The organism is Mycobacterium pinniadriaticum, from assembly GCF_026242045.1.
GTDB classification, from domain to species: Bacteria; Actinomycetota; Actinomycetes; order Mycobacteriales; family Mycobacteriaceae; genus Mycobacterium; species Mycobacterium pinniadriaticum.
The window spans coordinates 1-21780 of sequence record NZ_JAPJDO010000060.1 but is presented as its reverse complement, the minus strand read 5'-3'; the positions used below and the strand labels follow the sequence as shown (position 1 = coordinate 21780).

The window sequence follows — 21780 nt, the reverse complement described above, 5'->3', positions numbered from 1 at the left end:
CCGCTGCGCCTATTCCAGCCCCGCCACCTACGAAAACAACCACACATTCGCTACGCTGCCACAAGCGGCGTAACCACAAATCCCGTGTCCACTACACCGGGGCAAGGCCCTTCCGCGAACCGGGGTTCAGCAAGGAACGACGGCTGGACCCACAAATCACCCTCGGATTGCTCACCGACGCGGCCGGCCTGCCCCTGTCGGTGGCGGCGTTCGAGGGCAACCGGGCCGAGACCGCCACGATGCTGCCGGTGATCAACGCATTCAAAGCAGCCCACCAACTGTCCGATGTCACCGTGGTCGCCGACGCCGGGATGGTCTCCGAAGCCAACCAGGTCGCGTTGCAGGCCGCCGGGCTGACCTACATTCTCGGCGCGAGGATCCCGTTCCTGCCCGGTGTGGTCGATGAATGGCGTGACAAGCACCCCGAGGAGGCGATACCGGACGGGCTGGTGCTGACCCAGCCCTGGCCGTCAACGAGCAGTGAGAAGGCCCGCGGGATCCCGGATCGGGTGATCCACTACCAGTACCGCCACGACCGGGCACGACGCACCTTGCGCGGCATCGATGAGCAGGTCGCCAAGGCTCAGCGTGCCGTCGACGGACACGCCGCGGTCAAACGCAACCGGTTCATCAAGCTCACCGGAGCGACCAAGAGCGTCAACCGCGAGTTGGAGGCCAAGACCCGCGCTCTGGCCGGCTGGAAGAGCTACACCACCAACCTCGTCGGCCAGCCCGCCACCTTCGTCATCGATGCCTACCACCAGCTGTGGCGCATCGAGAAGGCCTTTCGGATGTCCAAGCACGACCTGCAAGCACGACCGATTTATCACCGCACCCGCGACTCCATCGAAGCCCACCTCAGCGTCGTGTTCGCCGCCATGGCCGTAAGCCACTGGATCGAAACCCAAACCGGCTGGAGCATCAAGAAATTCGTCAGGTCTGCACGTCGCTACCGCACCGTCACCATCCAGGCCGGCAACCAGACCCTCACCGCCGCCGAACCCCCACCACCCGAACTCGCCGAAATCCTCGCCAAGATCCACGACCTACGTGCGCACTAGTTTGATAAAAGTCAGGGACCCGCTCGGCGATCACCGTCGCCGGCATCTGCGGATAGGCCGACAACAGCGCCCGCATCCGCGGCTCCACCTCCTTGATCGCCGATGGCGAAGAGGCCCGCTGGTACTTCGGCGGCCCATCGCCCGCCAGCGCACTGGCCACCGTGTCTCGCGCGATGCTCAGTTGCCGTGCAATGGCCCGCTGCGATAAACCCTCGCTGCGATGAAGATGCCGGATCAACGCCCAGTCTTCCAAGGAGATCACCCATCCAATCTGATCGGGTGGCCTACTTTTCAACCGTCGCGACTGGCCGGGTTCTCAACCGTCGTCAACAGTGGTGACGTCGATGCCCAGGATTTCGCGGTGGCCCTCCTTGTTGACCCCGACCGCGATCAGGGCGTGCACGTTGACCACCCGACCACCTTCGCGGACCTTGAGGACCAGCGCGTCGGCGGCGACGAACGTGTACGGCCCGGCATCCAGCGGGCGGGTGCGGAACGCCTCAACGGCGGCATCGAGTTCCTTGGCCATCACCGACACCTGCGACTTAGACAGCGACGTGATCCCCAGGGTCTCCACCAGCTTGTCCATCCGCCTCGTCGAGACACCGAGCAGGTAGCACGTCGCGACCACCGTGGTCAGTGCCCGCTCGGCGCGTTTGCGTCGTTCCAGCAGCCAGTCTGGGAAGTAGGAGCCGTGCCGCAGCTTCGGGATCGCGAGATCCAACGACCCTGCGCGGGTGTCGAATTGGCGGTGTCGGTAGCCGTTGCGGGAGTTGGCGCGCTCGGTGTTGCGCTCGCCGTATCCGGCGCCGCATAGGGCGTCGGCCTCAGCGCCCATCAGGGTGTGGATGAAGGTGGCGAGCAGCTCGCGCAGCACGTCGGGGTGGCAGGTGGTGAGTCGTTCGGCCAGCACGGTAGGCAGGTCGATATTGTGGGCGGTGGTCATCGCGTCGATTCCTTTGCTCGAGTGACTTTGGTCGGTCTCTCGAAGAATCACGCGATGACCTTCAATCATTCGGTTACAACACACGCCGGACATCCTGATCAGGCCCGACTCGTACACCACTCTGCTGGACGCAACCCACGCGCCTCAAGGAACCTCGAGCGACCCATCAAACGCTTGGTCGGCCGACGCTGCATTGGAGAAAAGAAGGGCTGCGGGGATTGCCAGAGTCAACTTTCCAAGCCCGAAACGCCAGCAGGCAACCGATCGTCACCTCCACTGCTGGTGGTGACCGATCCCACGGCTCTAGGGTCCGAATACGTCACAGCTTCAATCTGTGCGGCGATGGGCATTGCCGGTTAGGTCTTCGCGTTCACGTGAACAATTCGAAATGCAGCAACGCTCTGGAGCAACACAATCAACGCCAATGCCCCCGCGAGCCCCCAGCTGGCACCAGTGGCACCCGCGAATCGAGCTCCGACAGCGATCGCTGGTACGCCAATCGCGCTTCCAAGAGCCGTCGTTACGAGCAGAGCTCGAGTCTCTCCCCGCGTCGCCAAAACGTGGCGGCCGGTGACTGTCTCGATGGACCAGAGCGCGTAAAACATTCCTAACGGGATGCATGCTGCTTGTGGAACGGCAAGGGCTGGGCCGAACAATGTGCCAGAAATAGATGGGCCCAGAAAAGAAAACGCCACAAAGCCCGCAAGACCAACCATCGTGTGGAGGAGAACCGAGGTCTTGACACGCCGCGCAAACGAGGGGCCTTCTGACTCTGCGATCCAGCCTTGGAGCGCGTTTGACAACGCCCCGAAGGCGGCGGCACCAAAGGCCACCAGCCGATACCCCGAATTGAAGATCGCGACCGCCACCGTTGTGCCGAAGACGCCGACGATTGCGCTAGCGCCCAATGTGTAGGCGCCGGCGACCAAATCAGTCACAAGCGCCGCACCTTGTTCACGCAAGCGCGCCGCAGCGCCCGAGAACGAAACCGCGGTGCGGAGTGACCTTGAGGTGATGGAGGCGATAAGGGTCACTGGGATGACGATCGATAACCCAGAGACCAGAGGAAAAAAGTAGATCCAGCCGGACAGCGATGCGAGCGCAGCCCCTCCCAGGTTTGCCGCTACGCGTGGCACTGCTTCCCAGATCGCCAGCAACTTCACATCGCCAGTTCCCACCGCGTACCAACCGATGGTGAGCCCGTTAAGGGCAGTCACCAATGCGACCGCCGCAGCAAGCACATGGCTGCTTGTCGCCGGGATCACGAAAGCTACAGCAGCCAGCGGCGCGGCAGCAACCACTGCCACGACGAGACGTGCTTTGATACTTTCAACAAGCACCCGAGGGCGATCATCAACAGATGACCGAGCGGCCTCGGCAGGTCCAGTGATGCTCCAGCCCGCGCCGATCACGATCGCTCCGAGGGCTCCCACGCTCTGCCCGATTGCAATTGCAGCCCATTCATCGACCGTGGCAGCACGGGCCAAGATTGGCAACGCGATCAATGGACTGACCAGCGAAAGCGACCGAAGCGCTCCGAACGCCCCGAGCCGCCGAACGATAAGGGACCGTGAGGTCACGGCAGTTGGCCGAGGTACGGCTTCGCGCGTCCATGTGGCGCCGTTGGCGGCGCGGATGGAACCCCCCACTCCCGATGATGCGCCGAAGATCGCACCGGATGCTGAATCACATTTGCCTTGAAGGCATTTGCGCTCAGATCGATATGGGAGCGCCAACTCACGTGGGTACTCACGACGTCGGCCCCGACAACATCCCAGACGATGGTTTCATCGCCGAATTCCACTTGCCAGCCAGGAACCACCACATTCCTGCCGTAGGGGACAACAGATTCCAGGAAGTGGCAGAGCTCACCAGAACGCTGTTGCTTGCACAGAATCCAGACGAGGCTGGGAAGCCCTCGCTTCGGGAAGCACCCATCACAGACTGGCGACCGTGCCAGTGCCTGGTGGCAGTTGACGACGGATTCAAAGACCATCGGCGTGGCTCCCAATTATCAGGTGCGGCTCGCATCGTAGAACGATCCTAGCTTCGATTTACCCAGCAAACGCGTGGTGGTGACCGGAGTTCCAACGCAACAAAGGCTACTTCCAATCGTGATCATTCACGAGCGGTAGCGTTTCGGCCTACGGCACCTCAAGATTCTCCCCGCTGAATTTGGCCGCGGGCGTTGCCTTCATACAGTCGACACGGGATTCGTGCTTAGGCGGCTCGCGACAGCGTATTCGTTGCTGGGGTCCGGCATATCATCGGCCGAGGACTTTACGTTTGCGGGTGGACCCGACACTGCTGCAGCTGTAGATCGATGCTGACAGGGTTCGACGAGCGTCCGCGGTGACCGCGTGTCATCGTCAAGAAGGTGGGTAAGATCCTGGCCGGCCGCCGGATGGCGCATGCTCGGCCGCAGCGCACAGGAAGACGTCACTCCCGCGGGGACAGAAGCTGCGAAACCGGAGGGGACCGGAACGGACGACGTGCGGGATTATCCAGAGGTTGTGAAGACAACCGAATACGCTGCGGTCCCCGCGTTTGACTGCATAGACGCAACAAGTCGGGGCCCACGCCTTTCGCTCATGTAGGCTGCGCAGCGAGGGGATCCGACTAGCTGGCCGGTGGAGCCCCACACCGAACTTTCCTGCGGCGCGCGTACAACAGTTGCGGGTGAAAGACTTTGTAGCATGGACTTGGGGGAAGGATTGGTCTATGTGGAGGTGCCCGGCGTGTGGAGGGAGCGACGCTCGCCAAACACATCTCATAAGCGTGTCGGACGCGGCCTCGAATTTTGTTCGACCTTGGGTAGACGAGCCCAGGCATAATCAACTCGTGCAGTGCATCAGCGCGTTGTGGGGTACTACCGAAGCGCGCCTCGTGCGGTGTGACAGATGTGGTCTACGGAGTGCCGACCCCTTTGTAGCCGGCGATGAAACATTTTACTCCCTGGCTTACGGCCGACAATCATTTCATCGATACCCAGCATCGCGTTGGGAGTACAAACTTACGCAAGCGCTCGTCGCCTCTACTACAGGTACGGTCTTCGAGATCGGCGCGGGTGATGGCGCCTTTCAACGCAGTGTCATCGCAGCTGGGGTTGCACCCTCACGACTTCACGTGACTGAGTTCGACGACCAAGCACGTCAAGCACTTCGGGAACTCGGTGTGAGAGTTACCGCCGCCGACTTTCGAGAAGTTCCCGCGGAAAACCATGCCGTCGTATGCGGCCACCAGGTCTTCGAGCATCTTGCTGACCTACATGCGGCGTTTGATGCGTTCGATCGCCTCACCGCGCCAGATGGTTTCGTCGCCGTTTCAGTTCCAAACGGCGCACACATAGTACGGACCGAAGCAGCTGGCGGCCAGATGGATATGCCGCCAAATCATGTCTCGACATGGTGTTTCACCTCATTTAGCGCGGTGGCGCACCGTCACGGGTGGAGAGTCACTGACTACCAGGAAGAGCCAATCTCGCGGCTCAGCGCGGCAAAGAACCTTGCCACGTCACGGACTTTTCGGGCGAGAATGCGGAAAACGTCATTGCCTTCCCTTGCGGAACGCTGGTCACCCTCGCCTCGCGCTAGGTACATGCTGATGGGCGCGGTAGCCGCAACAAAGCTCCCAACATCGTATTTGGCGTCATCAGTGCCCTACGGGGGAAGCATATGGGTATCGCTACAAAGGCGCTGAACTGGCCTTTTTACTACGTTTATCAGGACTGCGCGCTATCCCGTCTTCTTTACGGGCCGGGAGGGTCCAAGCGGGCAAAGTCTGGAATTCAATCCACGTTCCAGTGTTACACGGTTGACCGGTGATCTGTCACGACGACGTCCAGCCGCTTGCCTCCAGGCTTAGCGGACAAATAAAGCGCATGCGCCGCACCGATCCTGATAATTCTTGCCGCAGTTCGAAATTCTCGTCGAACACTGCCTCGATGTTAAACCTAGAAACTGACGCCGCGGGAGGACAGCTGCAAATACCATCGTCCAACCGCGGATCCTCGGCCCAAAGGCCGTTTACGAAGGGCGGCTACCTCAAGATATTCGGGCCCAAGCCAGTCACAGCTATCGACTGTCTCACAACTCGTCACCGAGAGTTCGTTGAGCAACGGTAGGCTCGGTGCAGCGGTTGACTGTGAGGCAGGTGAGTCAAATTTGGTTAGGCCGGTCAAATGCCCGTCAGCGCCCTCTGGATTGATGCTGCGCCACCGATTCACCATGTTGTGTAGCCTCCACTGGCGCTACCGTGTGCAATGGCGAATTCGCCAAATGCCTGTCAACGCTGCATCCGCCCAGCCAAACGAATTGACCCAAGTGGAGGCGCGCGGGTCCGCAGAGTTTGCCATAGCTCGGAGAGAACCAAATCGAGCTAATCACAAGGGCGTCGAAGTAGTATGAATTCGCACACGATTGTCGGACTAACTGTTACGTATGCGGACCGGGCAGAATTATGCATTGAGACGTGCAACTCCGCCCTCCGTGCAGGTATCGACCGCATTGCAATAGTAATGAATGGCGTTACTCCTCGCTCAGAAGAAATTCTAAGAAGCTACGCCGAGGGCCAACCCAAGGCGCTACTCGCGCGGTGCGACGTAAATTCGGGGTCAGCAGGTGGCTTTGCCAAGGGGATATCAAAGGTGCTCGAGTTAGAGGCAGACCTCTTTTGGCTGCTAGACGACGACAATCTGGTGCAGCCCGATGCTTTGGCAACACTCATCACACATTTTGAGAGCCTCCTCGGTACCGAGTTCGCCCACCTTCCCCCGACTCTTTGTTCGCTACGTAAGTCTTGTCTCGCACATAGCCTGCTATTGAGTGGCATGCCCCCGCATCTCGTCTTTCCGGCCCCAGGCTCGTCAATGAATTTTGACCTTCGCAGGTTCTTCCGACTGTGGGTATGGCACAAACGTGGCGAAAATGGATCGTGTGCTGCACTTACAGAACTTCCATTCGCGCCATATGGTGGCTTATTATTACACAGAATGACAATTGAGGCAATTGGTCTGCCAAGCGAATTTCTCGTCCTCTACAATGACGACACCGAATATACTAGTCGCATTGCGCCTGCTGGCGGACGACTGTATCTTGTCAGGGAGTCGCTGATCGAGGACGCAGATGCAAAATGGACGTCGAATGGAACAGGGCGCGGTCCAGCCCTACTATTCACCGCTTGGAACGAAGTTCGTAACTACTATTACGTGCGCAACCGAACGTGGCGTGAACGCAGAATGACTACTACCCGCTGGGAGAAACTCTTATATCATACGAATTCAGTCATTTTTCTGATGTATACTCTTGTTGCGGCACTTGTTGCGCGAAGACCCCGCGAATTACGGGTCCTAACCAAAGCTATGTGGAAAGGCTATCGGGGGGACTTCACGGGCGGGCCTTCGCTTTGACAGCACATAACGCCATTCTATTGAGCCTCATTAGCCGGAGCGGCGGTCGGGGGCGTACGCCACCTGACCCCTGCACGCATCGCACGGCACAAATGCGAAGAAACGGTTAGACTACTCTTTAATGAGATTGGTAGTGCATGACTATTCGGGCCATCCCGGGCAAGTCCACCTGAGTCGTGAGTTGGCCCGGCGAGGTCACGATGTTGAACATCAATACTGCGCGTCGTACGTCACGGGGCGTGGCGCGACCGATAAGCGTGTTGACGACCCGGACACTCTTGTGGTTCGGCCCATTGCCCTCGGAAAGAAGTTCGCACGCTACTCACCGTTGCTAAGGGTTCAGCAGGAGTTGCAGTATTCGAGAGCCGCGTACCGCGTGATATCGGCGGCCAAGCCCGACTTGGTAGTTCTGTCAAACGTGCCACTACTTGCACTCTTCCTGCTCACCCTTGCACTCAACATCCGCCGCCTGCCATACGTGTTCTGGCAGCAGGATGTCTACAGCGAGGCCATCAGGGTGGTAGCCCGGAAGCGGCTTAGGCTCGCCGGCCCGATAGTGGGGTGGGTAGCGAGTCGAGCAGAGAGGCGCGTTGCACGTCGTTCGGGCGCTGTTGTCGCCATCAGTGATGCATTCACATCCCAGCTTGCGACATGGCGAGTAGACAAAGGCCGCATTCATGTGATTCCTAACTGGGCCGCTATTGACGAAATGCCCCTGCGCCCGCGTGACAACGCTTGGGCACAGGCCCACAATTTGGTCGGCGTGCCAGTGGCGATGTATGCGGGAACGCTAGGGCTGAAACATGATCCGTCGACCCTGCTTCGGCTCGCCGAAGATGCGCCTGCGGGCGCACGGGTTGTTGTTGTATCTCAGGGCTTAGGCCGAGAGTGGTTGGAGAGTCGGGCTCAAGATGTGCCCAGCCTGCTTCTACTCGATTACCAGCCCTATGAACAACTTCCAGATATGCTGGCCAGTGCCGATGTCCTGATTGCGCTATTAGAGCGAGATGCGAGCCGATACTCGGTGCCGTCGAAAGTTTTGAATTACCTATGCGCGGGCCGCCCCATTCTTGCCTCGCTGTCAGCTGACAACGCTGTGGCTTTAATGATCGAATCAGCTGCAGCCGGTGTGGTTGTACCACCGGGGGACCACACCATCGCCTCCCGAGAAGTCAATCGACTCTTGTCAGATTCGTCAAAGTGTTCGGAGTTGGGAGATGCGGCGCGTGACTATGCCGAAAAGACGTTCGACGTACATGCCGTCGGCGATCACTTCGAAGCCGTATTCGCACAGGTCGTCGGGTCGCGAAGCGGGGTACACTCATGTTGATTCACACCGCATCGGGCCATACCCGCTGGGTTAGACTTTGCTGATGCTCTTATAGCCGCACATTTGACATTGAGGGGGAATACCGTGATTGTGCCAGCGTATGCGTTTCATAGGGGTACGGAATGAGTAACGATGGACATGTTCTCGTTGCGGGTGGAGGCGGTTTCATTGGTGGCCATCTCGTCGCCGACTTGGTAGATAGAGGCCTCCAAGTACGCGCAGTGGATATTAAACCCCTGGACGACTGGTGTCAGTTACCGACAAAAGTCGAGGCGCTTCAACTCGATCTCTCGCGTCTCCCCGACTGTGAGATTGCGGTTCGCGACGTCGACACGGTCTACAACCTTGCTGCCGACATGGGTGGAATGGGGTTCATCGAGACACACAAAGCCGAATGCATGCTTTCGGTCCTGATAAATACCCATCTCCTTATGGCCGCACAAAAAGCAGGCTCCGGCCGGTACTTTTTCTCGAGTTCGGCCTGCGTCTACAACGCTGAAAAGCAGGTAGATGCGGACGTTACGGCATTGGCGGAGTCTGACGCTTATCCCGCCATGCCTGAGGATGGTTACGGTTGGGAAAAGTTATTCAGCGAACGCATGTGCCGCCATTTTTACGAGGATTTTGGCGTCCAAACACGAGTTGCCCGCTATCACAATGTCTACGGCACCTACGGAACATTTGATGGAGGGCGGGAGAAGGCACCCGCGGCCCTTTGCCGCAAGATCGCAACGGCTGTGCTATCAGGTAATCATGAGATTGAAATATGGGGTGATGGCGAACAAACCCGGAGCTTCATGTATGTAGACGACTGCGTAGAGGGGACTCGACGCGTGGCCGAGGGCGATAGCACGGAGCCGGTCAATGTCGGAAGTTCGGAATTGGTTAGCATCAACCAGATGGTCGGCATCATCGAACAGATCGCCGGCATTAGTGTCCGTCGCAATTACAAATTGGATGCACCGCTGGGCGTACGCGGACGAAACAGCGACAACACCATGATCAAGGCAATCTACGGTTGGGAGCCTTCAATTCGCCTCGCCGACGGACTTGAACTCACGTATAAGTGGATCTACGACGAACTTTCCAGGCGATAGAAACTCGCCACCTCCAAAGTCGCCCTAGGAGCGCACCGGCACACCCCGCGAGACCGTGCTGGGCATCCGCACCGTCGCTGCTTCCCCCCCAAGGGTGTGCCGAGTCAAATCGGCTTCCTCTCTGATGACGATTCCGGCATACCTGCGTCCTCATTGTTTCCCAGAGTCAGGACCCCGCTAAACTTCTACGGCAATTTTGAGCCCTCAAATCAGAGAATCTCCGGACTCAGAGGAACGGTCCAGCCGTTTGACTGGCGTTAAGCAATCGATCCAACACGAGATATGCGCAAACCCACGCCACCCCCACACATTCTCGGCACTTCGAAATTGCATAGCAATTGGTGCATCTGAGTGAACCGACCCGCTCCGCGGGGCCTTCGCACCTTCAGCGAATTACAGGCTGGCCAAGTACTTGAGAACCTCGTCGGGGCACAGCCCCGATCGATCGCAAAAGCTCTTGCACTCCGTGGCCTTAGCTGCGCTCGTGCCGCAACCGGGCACTTTGCCATTGGCCAAGGCGGTCGTGATGTTCTTATACATACCTTCTGCCCTGGTCTCCAAAGCCTTGGCCCTCTTGCCCTCAGGTGACATTACTGAGTTGCCTGGCTTACCCGGCGCGGCGACAGCGCGATTGCAATTCAGATCCAGCAGAAATGTTCCCTTACCCACTCTTCGGCCTCTTTGATTGACAGTCATAGGCCTGTAAGAGTGCGCGACGATGCAGTCGTCAATCGCTAGACCACCACCGATGACCGTCGCGATCACAGGCGTGAGGCCCTCGCTTTGGAGCTTTGCCGCGGCTTTTGCGTAGGTCTGACCCGCAAAGCGCGTGCCTGCAGAGGCCACGCCAACACCGAATATCCCCGCCGCGAAGACTACGCTCGCAACGAGACACATACCTTTGACGACAGATTTCCTCATCATGCCCCCATTACGAATGCCCCAAAGGCAAACACCGAACACGCAACCCGGCTAGAACGAATCGTTACTCTTTCGGCTACATACCCGTACCCGAAAAGATGTGTCCCGCTGAGTCTAACAGTCTCGAGGCAATCCGCGTATCGAGAGCAGGCGCCAGGCCGATATCCGTGCCCGCTCCCCGCTGGCTCAGTATGCGCCATGGTGGCCGAACACCGCCTTGACCGTTTTTGTGGCGATCAGCACGTCCGCGATCATCGACCAGTTCTCGACGTAGAAGAGGTCGAGACGCACTGAGTCCTCCCAGGATAAGTCCGAACGCCCGCTGACCTGCCACAGACCGGTGATGCCGGGACGCACGAGTAGCCGCCGCCTCGCATAGTCGTCATACGAGGTAACCTCCTTCGCCAACGGAGGACGCGGCCCGACGACACTCATGTCGTGTTTTAGGACATTGATGAACTGAGGCAGCTCATCGAGGCTGTACTTGCGCAGGAACCGACCCACTGGCGTCACTCTGGGGTCGTTCCGGATCTTGAACAGCATGCCGCGGTCGCTTTCGTTCAACGCGATGAGTTGATCAACCATCAAGTCCGCGCCATCGACCATCGTGCGGAACTTGATCATCTCGAAGGGCTGGCCATCCAACCCAATGCGTTCGGAACGGTAGAAAATCGGACCTTTGCTGGTGAGTTTGATCGCGATCGCGATCGCGATCAGGAGGGGAAGTCCGCAGAACAGAACAATGCCGGAGAACACGACGTCGAACAACCGCTTCTCAAATCGCTTGGCGCCGTTGTATTGCGGTTTCTCCACATGGATCAGCGGCAGGCCGGCAACAGGGCGCATCCGCAAACGGGGTCCAGCAACGTCGATGACCCCCGGAGCGACAAGCAGATCGATGTTGAGTTTCTCCAGCTCCCACGACAGATCTCGGAATCCTCGCCCGTCAAGCCTCTCGGTGGCCGTTACAGCTACGGCATGGCTGCTGGTCGCAGTGACAGCACCGACTACGTTCGACTCATCGCCGAAAGTAGGAATCGACCCTACTCCCGGGACCTCGATCTTCGTCCGCGTGACCGGTCCGGGAATGCACGCGCCGACGATCTGATACTCCGACCAGCGCTCGCGTGCTAGCGATTTGGTGAGGTCACAAACCGCTGGGGCATTGCCGACCACCAGAACTCGGGTGATGCAGCGCCCATGCCTTTGACGCGCCCTCACAACTACCCGACGCGCTATCCATCGAAGCAGAAGAAGAAACACGACGCCCGCAGGTAATGCGATCATTAGATAGCCGCGGGCAATCTCAAGTTTGAACAACATCGAGACGATCGCCACACTGCCAAACACCGTGAGTGTCGCTAGCCACACTCGCCGATACTCCTCTGCGCCGGAACCGATGAGACGCGGTGAGCGGGAGTGATTGATCGATAACGCCAGCATCCAGGCGAGCGCGATCACGATGGAAACTACGACATAGTTAGTGTACTGCTGGTAGTGGTCGGCCCAAGGCCCTCCGCCGAACCGCAACCAGTGGGCAAGGCCAACCGACATGACGACGCCGATCATGTCAATGATCACCAGGCGACGTGCATACCCCCGCTGCCATGTCGGAGCCGTGTTCGCTATTTGGCCAATGTTGGCTGGGGCTGCCAGCCGATCATTTAATGCAGTCATACCCCCCCGCTCCCCCAACCGAGCATTCGTCTTCCCGTAACGACGGGACCAACTCGTGACGATCCTCTCATGGCCTTGGAGTCTTCGCTAGTAAACCTGAGACGGGGCGATGGCGACGAGAAGAAGACGAGAATCAACCCTTGAGACGGAGGCGCGGCGCCGCACCCGGACCTCGGCCCCAGTGGCCTTGGCGTATGCGTCTTGGAACGGGCGTACGCGTCTTGGAACGCTCCCTTCTGTAACGCTCGTCTCCTCGGCGGTGCAGCGCCGGTTTGGCGCAACGAATCCAGGTGAAATCATGACGATCATCGGTGCACGAGCAGATCGCGAGGGCACCCAACACGGATAGCATGGACACTCAGGCCGGGTTGATGTGGATGTAACATCGGTAGCCAAGCCGCCTCCGAGCGGGGCCTTGATACTGCCTATACGGGTGCTCGGCCATGGATACCAGACTGCGCTCACCGGACGCGCTGCTTTGGGACCACAGGAATCCCATGATCCACATCGCGCTGGCGCAATGCTTCTGCGGGCCAGCTTCGTCGTCCACCGATCGAGACCGCAACCGGTCTCCACTCGCAGATTGGACTGTCACGAGTCCAAGAACACCCTGGCAGAGCAGCTTCCTGAATCCTCATGTCGCCCCAACACAATCGCAAGCGGGAAGACGAGCCTTCTAGGGCTTGACCGTATCTCAGGGTCGACCGAGGATAACCTAGGCGAATCGCCGATCACAGAGGTCGGCCGGCCGCTAAGCAGGTTGGCCAGCGAGGAGTCCAATGGTTCGGAGGGGAACGCGGCCCATGCCTACTAGGCGATCCACAACAGAGCCTTGCCCTGCGTGCGGGAATGCCGGGATGCGGCTACTTAGTGAACCGCGTCCCGAATATGTCGAGCAGTGTCTGTCATGTGGCTCTGCATTCTTCTATTTCGGCGCCTCGAACAAAGTCAGCCATAACGACCAGTACAGCGATGAAGCTCGTTACGAGCGATACATTGAACACGCTAACGAATCATCAATGGCCCAACGTCACGAAGAAACACTTGAAACGCTGAGATTGTTGCTAACCGACGTTGAAGATCCAACTCTCTTCGACGTCGGAGCAGGTGTTGGGAATTTTTTGGCAAAAGCACGGGAACGCGGATTTCGTATTGCCGGGAACGAGGTATCGCAGCCGGCGATCGACCAGTGCCGAAGGCGCCACGACATTAGGCTAGCACTCGGAGACAACCTTCAAGCAATTGCCGCTAACTTCGGTGGGCACGACGCAGTTACTATGTGGTGCGTAATTGCGCACGTTGACGATCCTGACGAATTCTTGCGAGGGGCGCGAGCGCTTCTCCGCCCCGGCGGTGTGTTGTTCCTTTCCACGCCTCGATACTGCACCATCGATCGAGTTGCGCTAATGCTCCGCCGTTTGACACGCGATCGGTACCGCAGTGTTTTTGATCGACGAATAAACGAAAAGCATCGGCGTCAGTATTCACGTCGCGGGATAGAGGCCCTCCTGCTGCGCGAACGATTCATGCCTATAGCAATCAAGTCGGAGATTGGTTACGGTCTCCGTATGGAATCCTACCTAGACAGCATTGGGTTCCCCCGCTTCCTGTCTAAACCAATCGGCAGGGCGCTTGAAGTTTCCGCGAAGGCTGGTTTTCTGCCGCGCAACGTCTTGAACGTTTATGCCCGCGCTGTTGGTTGACCAGGATCAGCTGAAGGGGTCCCGTTTGGTGGTCCAGTCGCTGTGCGGCTTGGTGTGGTGGGTGAATTCGTCGATGACGTTGAGCATCTTCAGCGTTCGGCCATCGGCGGTGGTGTCGAATTGGAAATCCATCGCCCAGATGGCGTTGGGTCGGATCGGCGACATCGCGCTGACGGTGACCCCGATGCCGGTCATGCGTTTCTTTCTGCAGCGGCGCGGGACGAGCAGGCTCGCCTGGCGCCACAGCCGGCGGACGCGCTTGTTGTTGACCGTCCAGTCGGCTCGACGCGCCCTCACCGCTGCTCGCCACCAGCCCCACCGCGGCCGCTGGGTGGAAAACCGGCGTAGCCAGAGCTGCTCGTCTTCAGCGGTAGCCGGCGTGGGGTGTAAGCGCATGGTGGAGCGGTGGATGCCGACCACGGCATACGCCCGACGTTGAGAAACCCCGAACCGCTCGCGCAGCATCGTGGCTGCGCGGCGTTTGCGGTTCGGGGCTAGCCCGGATTTTGCGTGGTAGGTGGCGCGAGTGGTTTTTGATGCTGAGTTGGGTTGCCGGGTGATGATTCTGATGTGGCAACGCGGTTGAGCCGTCCCGTGTCGTCGGGCGGGCGGGCTTTCCCAGGGCCGGTGAGTCTTTCGTGATCCGTTGGTCTGAGGAGCTGCCTGGTCATCCGAAGGCGGTGCGGATCCTGTGCCAGGCGGTCGCGATCGTGGCGGCCCAGCGCCAGGTGGCATCCAGGCGTAGTCGTCGTTGGCGGGCGCTGCGGGTGATACGGGCGGCCACGTGTAGGACTCGGTAGCGGAAGGTGGCGATCTCGGCGCGGGCCAGGCCCAGGTGGGTGCGGAATCCGATAAGTCGGCACCAGGTGACCAGGTCGGCGGCGGCCAGCGCGATTTCCAGCCAGGCGGCGTTGGCCCAGAAACCGTGGCAGGGCAGGTTGCGCAGTCCGGTGGCTTTGAGTTCGCGGATGCGGTCTTCGACGCGGGCGTGCTGACGGTGGCGCAGTTCCAGCCCGGCGACCTGGCCGGCCACCACACCGGTTGGGGTGTCGGTGATGAATGCGGTGACCCGCATGCCGTCGGTGTCGGTGAACCGCAACTGTGCGCCGGGATGCGGGCGCTCTTTGCGCAGGATCAGCCGTGTGCCCGGCGGCCACGACGACAGGTTGACCAGGGTCGTGGCCTCGGCGACCCAGGCGCCATCGCGGATGCCGCCGTCGGTGTCGATCGCCGGATACCAACCGTCGGCGAGGTTGAGGGTGTCCACCGCGTCCTGGACCCGCCAGTCGACGGGATAGCCGAAGGAGAACCCCACCCCAGCGGCCCGGCAGGCGTCGGCGAAGTCGTGGGTGGCTCCGGCGGTGTCGCAGCGCACCAACACCTGCGGCCGGTCCAGATCATCGCCCCTACCGGGGTCGGGTCGCCACCCCACGGGCAGCGCAGCGAGCGCCTGGGCCAAGACGATGACGTGGTCACCGGCGGTGTTGGAGCCAGCGTTGCCGGTGCGCAGCAGCCCGGCCAGGGCTTCCCCGCCGGAGATCTCGGGGCGGTCCAGAAACGCCAGCAGCGGATGATGCCCGAAGGACTTCTTCCAGGTCGGCGTCGCCCCGGCCTTGTTGTCGGAGTGATCGATCACCAGGGTGGCATCGATGTCGATATGCAGCCAGCCACCCGGTACGGGGGCCGCCCCGGCCGTCCAGGCGGCCGCTCGGGCAGCGGCCCGGGCGGCCCGCACCGCGGGCAGGTGGGCGGAATCGATGCGCTCGTCGATCAACCGCCACATCGTGGTCGTCGAAGCCTTCGCGCCGAACACGTGCTCACGATCACCGCACAGCTGGCCGATCCCATCGATACAGTCCGCGACGTCGGCGATCGCCGCGGCCAGATCGGCGAACACATCGCCAGGTGCATACACCCACGGCCCACGATAGGTATCCGCCAAAGCATTCGTGACCTGCGCCGATAACCCGGTCCGGTCGGCGAGTTCACGCAACATGCCCATCCCAGCGTGCGACACCACACCATGACCGTCCGCCGACACTTTCACCCGCGATGCGACCGCGATATTCTTCACCTGCGAAGTGCCTTCCCGTCAGGATGGTTGAACCCTAAGCAAGTCCAATTATCTCTTGCAGGACAGGCACTTTCGCTTATCTACACACCCCTACAGGCGACATCCCACGAAAAATCCGGGCTAGACCCGAGTTAGGACATTTTGCTTAGTGCACTGGTTCGGGGATGTTGAGGCTGGTCAGAATTTGTCGTAGGCCTTCGGGAATCTCGGGCGGGAAGGTCTCGGTGGTTCTGTTGATGGCGATGGTCGCTGAGCGCAGTGGTCGGAGTTGCTTGATGACGTTGCCGATAGCGAGGCCTGTGCGATCTTGAATGTTGTGGGCTACGGCTAGGGCGGTGAAGACGATGGCCAGGTGGGTTTCGATGGCGTCGCGGGTGCGGTGGGGTCTGCTGCACAGATAGGTGACATCTTGACGTGACCCACCTGTTGGGTTCCAGTCGTAGTGGCTAACTGACGGCGGTGAGGGTGTCGTTGTTGAAGGATAGTTCGTATTCGACCGGGGTGCGGTATCCGAGTGCGGAGTGACGGCGCTGACGGTTGTGGAAGATCTCCAGGTAGTCGAAGATCGCGTTGGCCAGCTCGATCCGGGTCTTCCATTTCTGGCGGTCGAGAAGTTCGATCTGCATGGAGGACCAAAAGCTTTCCATCATGGCGTTGTCCAGTCCATCGCCGATCGTGCCGAAGGAGGGAACAAGGCCGGCTGAGCGGATCTTCTCGCCGAAAACCCAAGAGGTGAACTGGGTTCCATGATCTGCGTGAACGATACCGCCAGCGGCTGGGCGCCGGTTGCGGATGGCCATATCCAACGCATTGACCACCAACGTGGAGTCGGCCTTCGAGTCAATCGACCAGCGGCTGAACGCGTCGAGCACAGCGCAGCAGTACAGCCAGCCTTCCCGGGTCCTGTGCTGGGTAATGTCGGTGACCCACAACTCGTTTGGTGTCAAACGGTGGAACTTGCGGTTGACCAGATCATCGGCGGTGACCACCCCGCGTAACCGTTTCACCCGTACTGGCCCGGGCAATCCGTAGATGCCAGCGAGCGTCATCAGGACCGACACGGTTCGTGGGCAGACTGTGATTCCATGCCGAGGGTGAGTTCGGCGTGGATGCGGCGGTAGCCGTAGGTGCCACGGGAGGCGACGTGGATTTCGCGGATCAGTCCGGTCAGCCATTGGCGGCGCAGCTGGGTGGCTGTGGTCGGTTTTCGCTTGTGTTTGTAGTAGTTCTGGCGCGTCACACCTAAAATCGTGCAGCAGCGATCCACAGGTGCCCCGGCGTCGACGAGTTGGTCGATCACCGGGTAAACCCTTTTGGGCGGAGCTTGTCCTCACCGAGGAACGTGGCAGCCCTGGCGCACGGTGGCCAGCTCGGTTTCCAACTCGCGGATCCGTCGCCGTGCCGCTCGCAACTCTGTTGATTCGCTCGTCGGGACGCCGGGCGCACGCCGCGGTCGATGTCGTCCTGCTTGATCCACTTCGACAGCGTGACCGGATGTATCCCGAGGTCGTCGGCGGTCTGCTTCCGTGGCTTGCCTGCGCGCACGAGCGCGATCGCTCGGGCCCGGAATTCGGCTGGGTAGAGACGGGGCCGACGGTCAGCCTTTCGTACAGGCGGTCCGTTAGTCAGCGAATCTGGAACCCGAACGGTAGGGCAGGTCAAAACTGTCACCTACCTGTGCAGCAGACCGGGGCGAGACAGATGGTCAAATCCTTATAGCTGTTTCGCGAGAAGCGCGATCATGACCGCTAGCTGCATTTCACTCTCGGCGAGTGCATGCAAATACGCCTGCCTGGATTCCCGAGAGGAACTTGTCGACACCGACGCGCCCATGAGCGCTCGCCGCGCTTCCTCTACGAACGAATCTGCGCTCGCTGTAAGCACACTGGGACTGCCGTCCAACTGTTCCGCTATCGACCCCTGCCCAGTGGCCACGCAGATAACGCCAGCCGCCATCGCCTCGTAGAGAACCAAAGGAACCGCTTCGTGATGGTAGCGCGATGGGAACATGAAGTGTGTGATCTCTTCGAAGAATGCATGTTTCGACTCGCCGGTTAGCTGCCCTCGATACTCGAACAGTCCACCGAGTTCCCGCGCAGCGCGATCGAGGTGCAGGCGTGACGCGCCGTCCACAGTAGGACCTCCGACAAGGAGGCGAGCCTGAGTCCCCGATCGGTTAAGCGCCAACGCTAGGTCGACGACCTCAGCTATGCCTTTGTCCCGGCTGAGATTGCTCAAGTGGCCAAAGACCAGATCGTCGCCGTCGGCTTTCAGCGGTAAGTCCAGCAGCGCTCTGTCAATGAATGCGGCGTTGCCAATAACAAGGGGGCGACGGATCTCTGGCATCACCGAAGTCAGATCACCCGCCATCGACTGAGACAAGACGATATGGTGCGCCTGCGGCCCTGCAGCGCGCGTCAGCGCTACCATCCGAATCTTGCGCTCTCGGAGGTATGCGTACGAGTGGTGGTGCAGGAATATTTGAACTCCTGCAAGTCGTGCCAAGCCCGCCGCAACCGTCGTCAACCACATCCCATGTCCAGTGTTGACTGAGATGTACACAGCGTCCATGCGCGGAATCCACCACCACGCACGAGCTGAGCGGCGAAGCTTGGTGAACGGACGGATCCACCCGACGGCATCCCGCTCGCTCGTATCCGCTATTCGCATCCCGTGAAAGTGCGGTGCGAGTTCTGAAGCCATGTTGTACGTCACCAAAGACTGACCATGTACAGGCGGGGGCATCGGGCCAATAAGTAAGAGCCTCACATCGCTTCCGGCCGTACCGTCCATGGCCCCTCGTCAGTCCATCGCCCGAACCGCAGTAAAGACCGCGTCCGCCTGCTCCCGCCAAGGTGAGATCGGCCGGACCAATAGAAGATCCGGCCACACAAGTGCCGTTCCGACATCCTCGCCGCGAGCCCGGCGCTCGCGGTACGACGGCATCCCGCCGTGGCACGGCACGAACGGCACCTCAAATCGCGAGGTGGCGCCAAAGGCCTGAGCTCGCATCCCTCATTCCCTCGTCTCGTCGACAACCGGCCCCAGCAGCAGGACGCATTGACCCATGGTATTTCGAGCATTCGGACTGGCGCTATGCTCGCCGTGTGGCGCCGCATGGGGCATCACGTAGAGACTACAGACTACCGATCTTCGCGGGACGCGCGTCCATCCCTATCCTCTGCTAGCTTTCGCGGTTAGCGTGAAGGTCCTGGGTGGACAGTGTGGTTCGCTCGGAGTTTCAGCATCCGGATGCGACGCGATGACCACCTCGTCCTCAAGGTCGACTGGGCCGTGGTGATCGGAAGGCTTTGTGTGGGCCGTAGGCAATCGAGCGCGGCCGGGCGCCACGCTAGGTTGCGCCGTCACGCGGGGGACTGCCCCCGGTTTGGTTGACTCCTGACCTGTGAGGATTCGTCCTTGCTGGAAGGATCAATCTCGTGCCGACACCGTTTCCTGCCGAGTTCCGAGCCGATGTCGTTGCCGTGGCCCGCAAGGGTGAGGCGCCGTTGCGTCAGATCGCGAAGGACTTCGGCATCTCGGAGGCTTGCTTGCATCGCTGGCTCAAGATCGCTGACCGTGAGGATGGCCGCGGGCGGCCCGTGTCACCGGCCGCCGATGACATGGCCGCGCAGCTGCGTGAGGCGCACAAGCGGATCAAACTCCTCGAACAGGAAGCCGAGGTGATGCGCCGCGCAGTCGGTTACCTGTCGCGGGACGCCAACCCAAAATGATGTACCCGCTGGTCCTCGACCTTGCCGCCGACGGGATACCCGTCACGGTGACCTGCCGGGTCCTGGGATTCTCCACCCAGGCGTTTCACAAACGGCGGAACTCTCCTTTATCGCAGCGTGATTGGGATGATGCGCACCTGATCAACGCCGCCCGCGACATCCATGCCGATGACCCCGCCTTCGGCTACCGATTCATCGCTGATGAGTTGCCGGGGCGCGGGATCACCGCTGGCGAGAACCGGGTCGCACGGTTGTGTTCCCAGGAGGGCATCTGGTCGATCTTCGCCAAGAAACGCGGACTGAACCGTCGATCCGGGCCGCCGGTGCATGACGACCTCGTGCAGCGCCAGTTCGGTGCTCAAGCGCCAACCAGGTGAGGCTGGCCGACATCACCGAGCACCGTACCGCCGAAGTCAAGATCTACCTCTGCGCCATCAAAGACGTCTACTCCAACCGGATCGTGGGTTACTCGATCGACTCGCGCATGAAGTCCACGCTGGCGGTGACTGCCCTGGAGAATGCCGTCGCGTTGCGCTCACCCATCGCGACGATCGTTCATACCGACAGAGGCAGTCAATTTCGATCACGAAGGTTCGTCCACGCACTGTCGCACAACGGTTTACACGGATCAATAGGCCGCGTCGGCGCATGCGGAGACAACGCCGCCGTGGAATCATTCTTCGCCCTCTTGCAACGCAACGTCCTCGACCGGCGACGGTGGTCCACTCGGGCCGAACTACGCCTGGCAATCGTGACCTGGATCGAGCGGACCTACCACCGCCGCCGCCGGCAACGCGCCCTCGGCAGGCTCACCCCGATAGAGTTCGAACTGCTCCACACACCAGTCGCAACCGCGGCCTGAAATTCACACCCCCGCGAGTGTCCGTGGCCATGAAAAAGTACCCACTGGTGGCCAAGTCGAGGTATCCGTTTTTGGCCAGGTAAAAGTATCCACCCCGTGTTCGTCGTGTCGATCAGGAACTGCGGGCCCCGATGGTGATGGTGAAGGCGCCAACCAATCGCCATCACCATCGGGGAGTTCCATTGAAATCTGCGAAGGACCGAATGGACATCATTTCCGCCTACTACGAGCTCGGGTCCTACCGAGCCGCCGCCGATAAGTGCGGCACCACCCACAAGACCGTCAAGAAGACCGTGGACAGGTTCGAGGCTGACCAGGCCGGAGTACCGCGTCCGCCGCGGGCCGAACGGGCACACAACTACGATGCGGTGGCCGATCTGGTAGCCGAACGCGTGGAGAAGTCACACGGTCGGATCTCGGCCAAGCGGCTGCTCCCGATCGCTCGGGCTGCCGGATACACCGGCTCCGACCGCAACTTCCGTCGTCTCGTCGCCGATGCAAAAGCGTTGTGACGCAGCACTAATCACCGCGGACGACGCCCAGCGGTGTGGGCTCCGGGTGAGTATCTGGTGATCGACTGGGCTCAGGTCGCACCGGGGTTGTTCCTGTTCTGCGCGGTGCTGGCGTTCTCGCGGTGGCGCTTCGTGCGCTTCGCCACAAACGAGCGGGCCTCGACCACGCTGGCGTTGATCGCTGAGACCTTGGCCGCCGCCGGTGGCGTGCCCGCCAAGGTGCTGGCCGACCGGATGGCCTGCCTCAAAGGCGGCGTGGTCGCCAACGTTGTCGTCCCGACCCCGGACTACGTCCGCCTGGCTTCCCATTACGGGTTCGCCCCGGATTTCTGTCACGCCAGCGACCCTCTCTTAACCGGCTAATCGGAAGATCCGTCTGTCCTCGACACGCCGTTTTCCTGCGGTTCCTTGACGGCGGTAGTGCGAGATGGGATATGTACATCTCATGGTTAAGGA

Annotated in this window: 12 protein-coding genes and 7 pseudogenes; 8 read left to right on the top strand and 11 right to left on the bottom strand. The window is 60.4% G+C overall.

Going from position 1 to position 21780, the window contains the following annotated elements; genetic code table 11:
* Window positions 1–1061: IS1634 family transposase (locus tag ORI27_RS31190; protein WP_266001055.1), on the top strand; the 1061-nt coding region annotated here is incomplete at its 5' end.
* Window positions 1062–1077: 16 nt separating this feature from the next.
* On the opposite strand, the pseudogene ORI27_RS33260 reads toward ORI27_RS31190, so the two are convergent.
* The 4 genes and pseudogenes from ORI27_RS33260 to ORI27_RS31170 all read right to left on the bottom strand — a co-directional run.
* A pseudogene (locus ORI27_RS33260) lies at window positions 1078–1323 on the bottom strand (IS21 family transposase); the annotation flags it as partial.
* A gap of 57 nt (window positions 1324–1380) precedes the next feature.
* Window positions 1381–2007, bottom strand: a pseudogene (locus ORI27_RS31180) (IS256 family transposase); the annotation flags it as partial.
* 356 nt (window positions 2008–2363) lie between these two features.
* Complete coding sequence (locus tag ORI27_RS31175) at window positions 2364–3494, bottom strand: polysaccharide biosynthesis protein (protein WP_266001053.1); 1131 nt, start codon at window positions 3492–3494, stop codon at window positions 2364–2366.
* A gap of 89 nt (window positions 3495–3583) precedes the next feature.
* On the bottom strand, window positions 3584–4003 hold the full coding sequence (locus ORI27_RS31170) for a hypothetical protein (protein ID WP_266001052.1): 420 nt from the start codon (window positions 4001–4003) through the stop codon (window positions 3584–3586).
* A gap of 725 nt (window positions 4004–4728) precedes the next feature.
* Between ORI27_RS31170 and ORI27_RS33255 the strand changes: the two genes are divergently transcribed.
* The 4 genes from ORI27_RS33255 (at window position 4729) to ORI27_RS31155 (ending at window position 9841) form a co-directional block, all read left to right on the top strand.
* A complete protein-coding gene (locus ORI27_RS33255) occupies window positions 4729–5706 on the top strand; it encodes a class I SAM-dependent methyltransferase (RefSeq protein WP_407666504.1) in 978 nt (325 codons plus the stop codon).
* A gap of 703 nt (window positions 5707–6409) precedes the next feature.
* Entirely contained in the window at window positions 6410–7414 is a 1005-nt protein-coding gene (locus ORI27_RS33250) for a glycosyltransferase (protein WP_407666503.1), read from the top strand.
* Window positions 7415–7535: 121 nt separating this feature from the next.
* On the top strand, window positions 7536–8744 hold the full coding sequence (locus ORI27_RS31160; RefSeq protein WP_266001048.1) for a glycosyltransferase family 4 protein: 1209 nt from the start codon (window positions 7536–7538) through the stop codon (window positions 8742–8744).
* A gap of 122 nt (window positions 8745–8866) precedes the next feature.
* A complete protein-coding gene (locus ORI27_RS31155) occupies window positions 8867–9841 on the top strand; it encodes an NAD-dependent epimerase/dehydratase family protein (RefSeq protein ID WP_266001046.1) in 975 nt (324 codons plus the stop codon).
* Between the two features lie 393 nt (window positions 9842–10234).
* On the opposite strand, the gene ORI27_RS31150 is transcribed toward ORI27_RS31155, so the two are convergent.
* Both ORI27_RS31150 and ORI27_RS31145 read right to left on the bottom strand, forming a co-directional pair.
* Window positions 10235–10765, bottom strand: a complete 531-nt coding sequence (locus ORI27_RS31150) for a hypothetical protein (protein ID WP_266074048.1) — start codon at window positions 10763–10765, stop codon at window positions 10235–10237.
* Window positions 10766–10948: 183 nt separating this feature from the next.
* A complete protein-coding gene (locus tag ORI27_RS31145; protein WP_266001043.1) occupies window positions 10949–12439 on the bottom strand; it encodes a sugar transferase in 1491 nt (496 codons plus the stop codon).
* Window positions 12440–13296: 857 nt separating this feature from the next.
* On the opposite strand from ORI27_RS31145, the gene ORI27_RS31140 reads away from it, so the two are divergent.
* On the top strand, window positions 13297–14142 hold the full coding sequence (locus ORI27_RS31140; protein WP_266001042.1) for a class I SAM-dependent methyltransferase: 846 nt from the start codon (window positions 13297–13299) through the stop codon (window positions 14140–14142).
* A 60-nt stretch (window positions 14143–14202) separates the two neighbouring features.
* On the opposite strand, the pseudogene ORI27_RS31135 reads toward ORI27_RS31140, so the two are convergent.
* The 5 genes and pseudogenes from ORI27_RS31135 to ORI27_RS31115 form a co-directional block, all read right to left on the bottom strand.
* Window positions 14203–14640, bottom strand: a pseudogene (locus ORI27_RS31135) (IS3-like element ISMyma8 family transposase); the annotation flags it as partial.
* Between the two features lie 169 nt (window positions 14641–14809).
* Window positions 14810–16216: an IS1380 family transposase gene (locus ORI27_RS31130; RefSeq protein WP_266001041.1), complete on the bottom strand. Its 1407-nt coding sequence runs from the start codon at window positions 16214–16216 to the stop codon at window positions 14810–14812.
* Window positions 16217–16361: 145 nt separating this feature from the next.
* Window positions 16362–16613: pseudogene (locus tag ORI27_RS33310) on the bottom strand (IS1634 family transposase); the annotation flags it as partial.
* A gap of 49 nt (window positions 16614–16662) precedes the next feature.
* Window positions 16663–17845: pseudogene (locus ORI27_RS31120) on the bottom strand (IS3 family transposase).
* 84 nt (window positions 17846–17929) lie between these two features.
* Window positions 17930–18931 (bottom strand): glycosyltransferase family 4 protein, encoded by a 1002-nt coding sequence (locus ORI27_RS31115; protein ID WP_266001038.1) that lies wholly within the window; start codon window positions 18929–18931, stop codon window positions 17930–17932.
* A 725-nt stretch (window positions 18932–19656) separates the two neighbouring features.
* Between ORI27_RS31115 and ORI27_RS31110 the strand changes: the two are divergent.
* Window positions 19657–20812, top strand: a pseudogene (locus ORI27_RS31110) (IS3 family transposase).
* A gap of 182 nt (window positions 20813–20994) precedes the next feature.
* Window positions 20995–21684: pseudogene (locus ORI27_RS31105) on the top strand (DDE-type integrase/transposase/recombinase); the annotation flags it as partial.
* Window positions 21685–21780: the final 96 nt, after the last annotated feature.

What these genes read in the sequence shown, in the direction of transcription:
- ORI27_RS31140 (WP_266001042.1), top strand. Translation starts at nt 13,297, where the DNA reads ATGCGGCTACTTAGTGAACCGCGTCCCGAATATGTCGAGCAGTGTCTG.
- ORI27_RS31170 (WP_266001052.1), bottom strand. Translation starts at nt 4,003, where the DNA reads ATGGTCTTTGAATCCGTCGTCAACTGCCACCAGGCACTGGCACGGTCG.
- ORI27_RS31155 (WP_266001046.1), top strand. Translation starts at nt 8,867, where the DNA reads ATGAGTAACGATGGACATGTTCTCGTTGCGGGTGGAGGCGGTTTCATT.
- ORI27_RS31150 (WP_266074048.1), bottom strand. Translation starts at nt 10,765, where the DNA reads ATGATGAGGAAATCTGTCGTCAAAGGTATGTGTCTCGTTGCGAGCGTA.
- ORI27_RS33250 (WP_407666503.1), top strand. Translation starts at nt 6,410, where the DNA reads ATGAATTCGCACACGATTGTCGGACTAACTGTTACGTATGCGGACCGG.
- ORI27_RS31145 (WP_266001043.1), bottom strand. Translation starts at nt 12,439, where the DNA reads ATGACTGCATTAAATGATCGGCTGGCAGCCCCAGCCAACATTGGCCAA.
- ORI27_RS33255 (WP_407666504.1), top strand. Translation starts at nt 4,729, where the DNA reads ATGTGGAGGTGCCCGGCGTGTGGAGGGAGCGACGCTCGCCAAACACAT.
- ORI27_RS31160 (WP_266001048.1), top strand. Translation starts at nt 7,536, where the DNA reads ATGAGATTGGTAGTGCATGACTATTCGGGCCATCCCGGGCAAGTCCAC.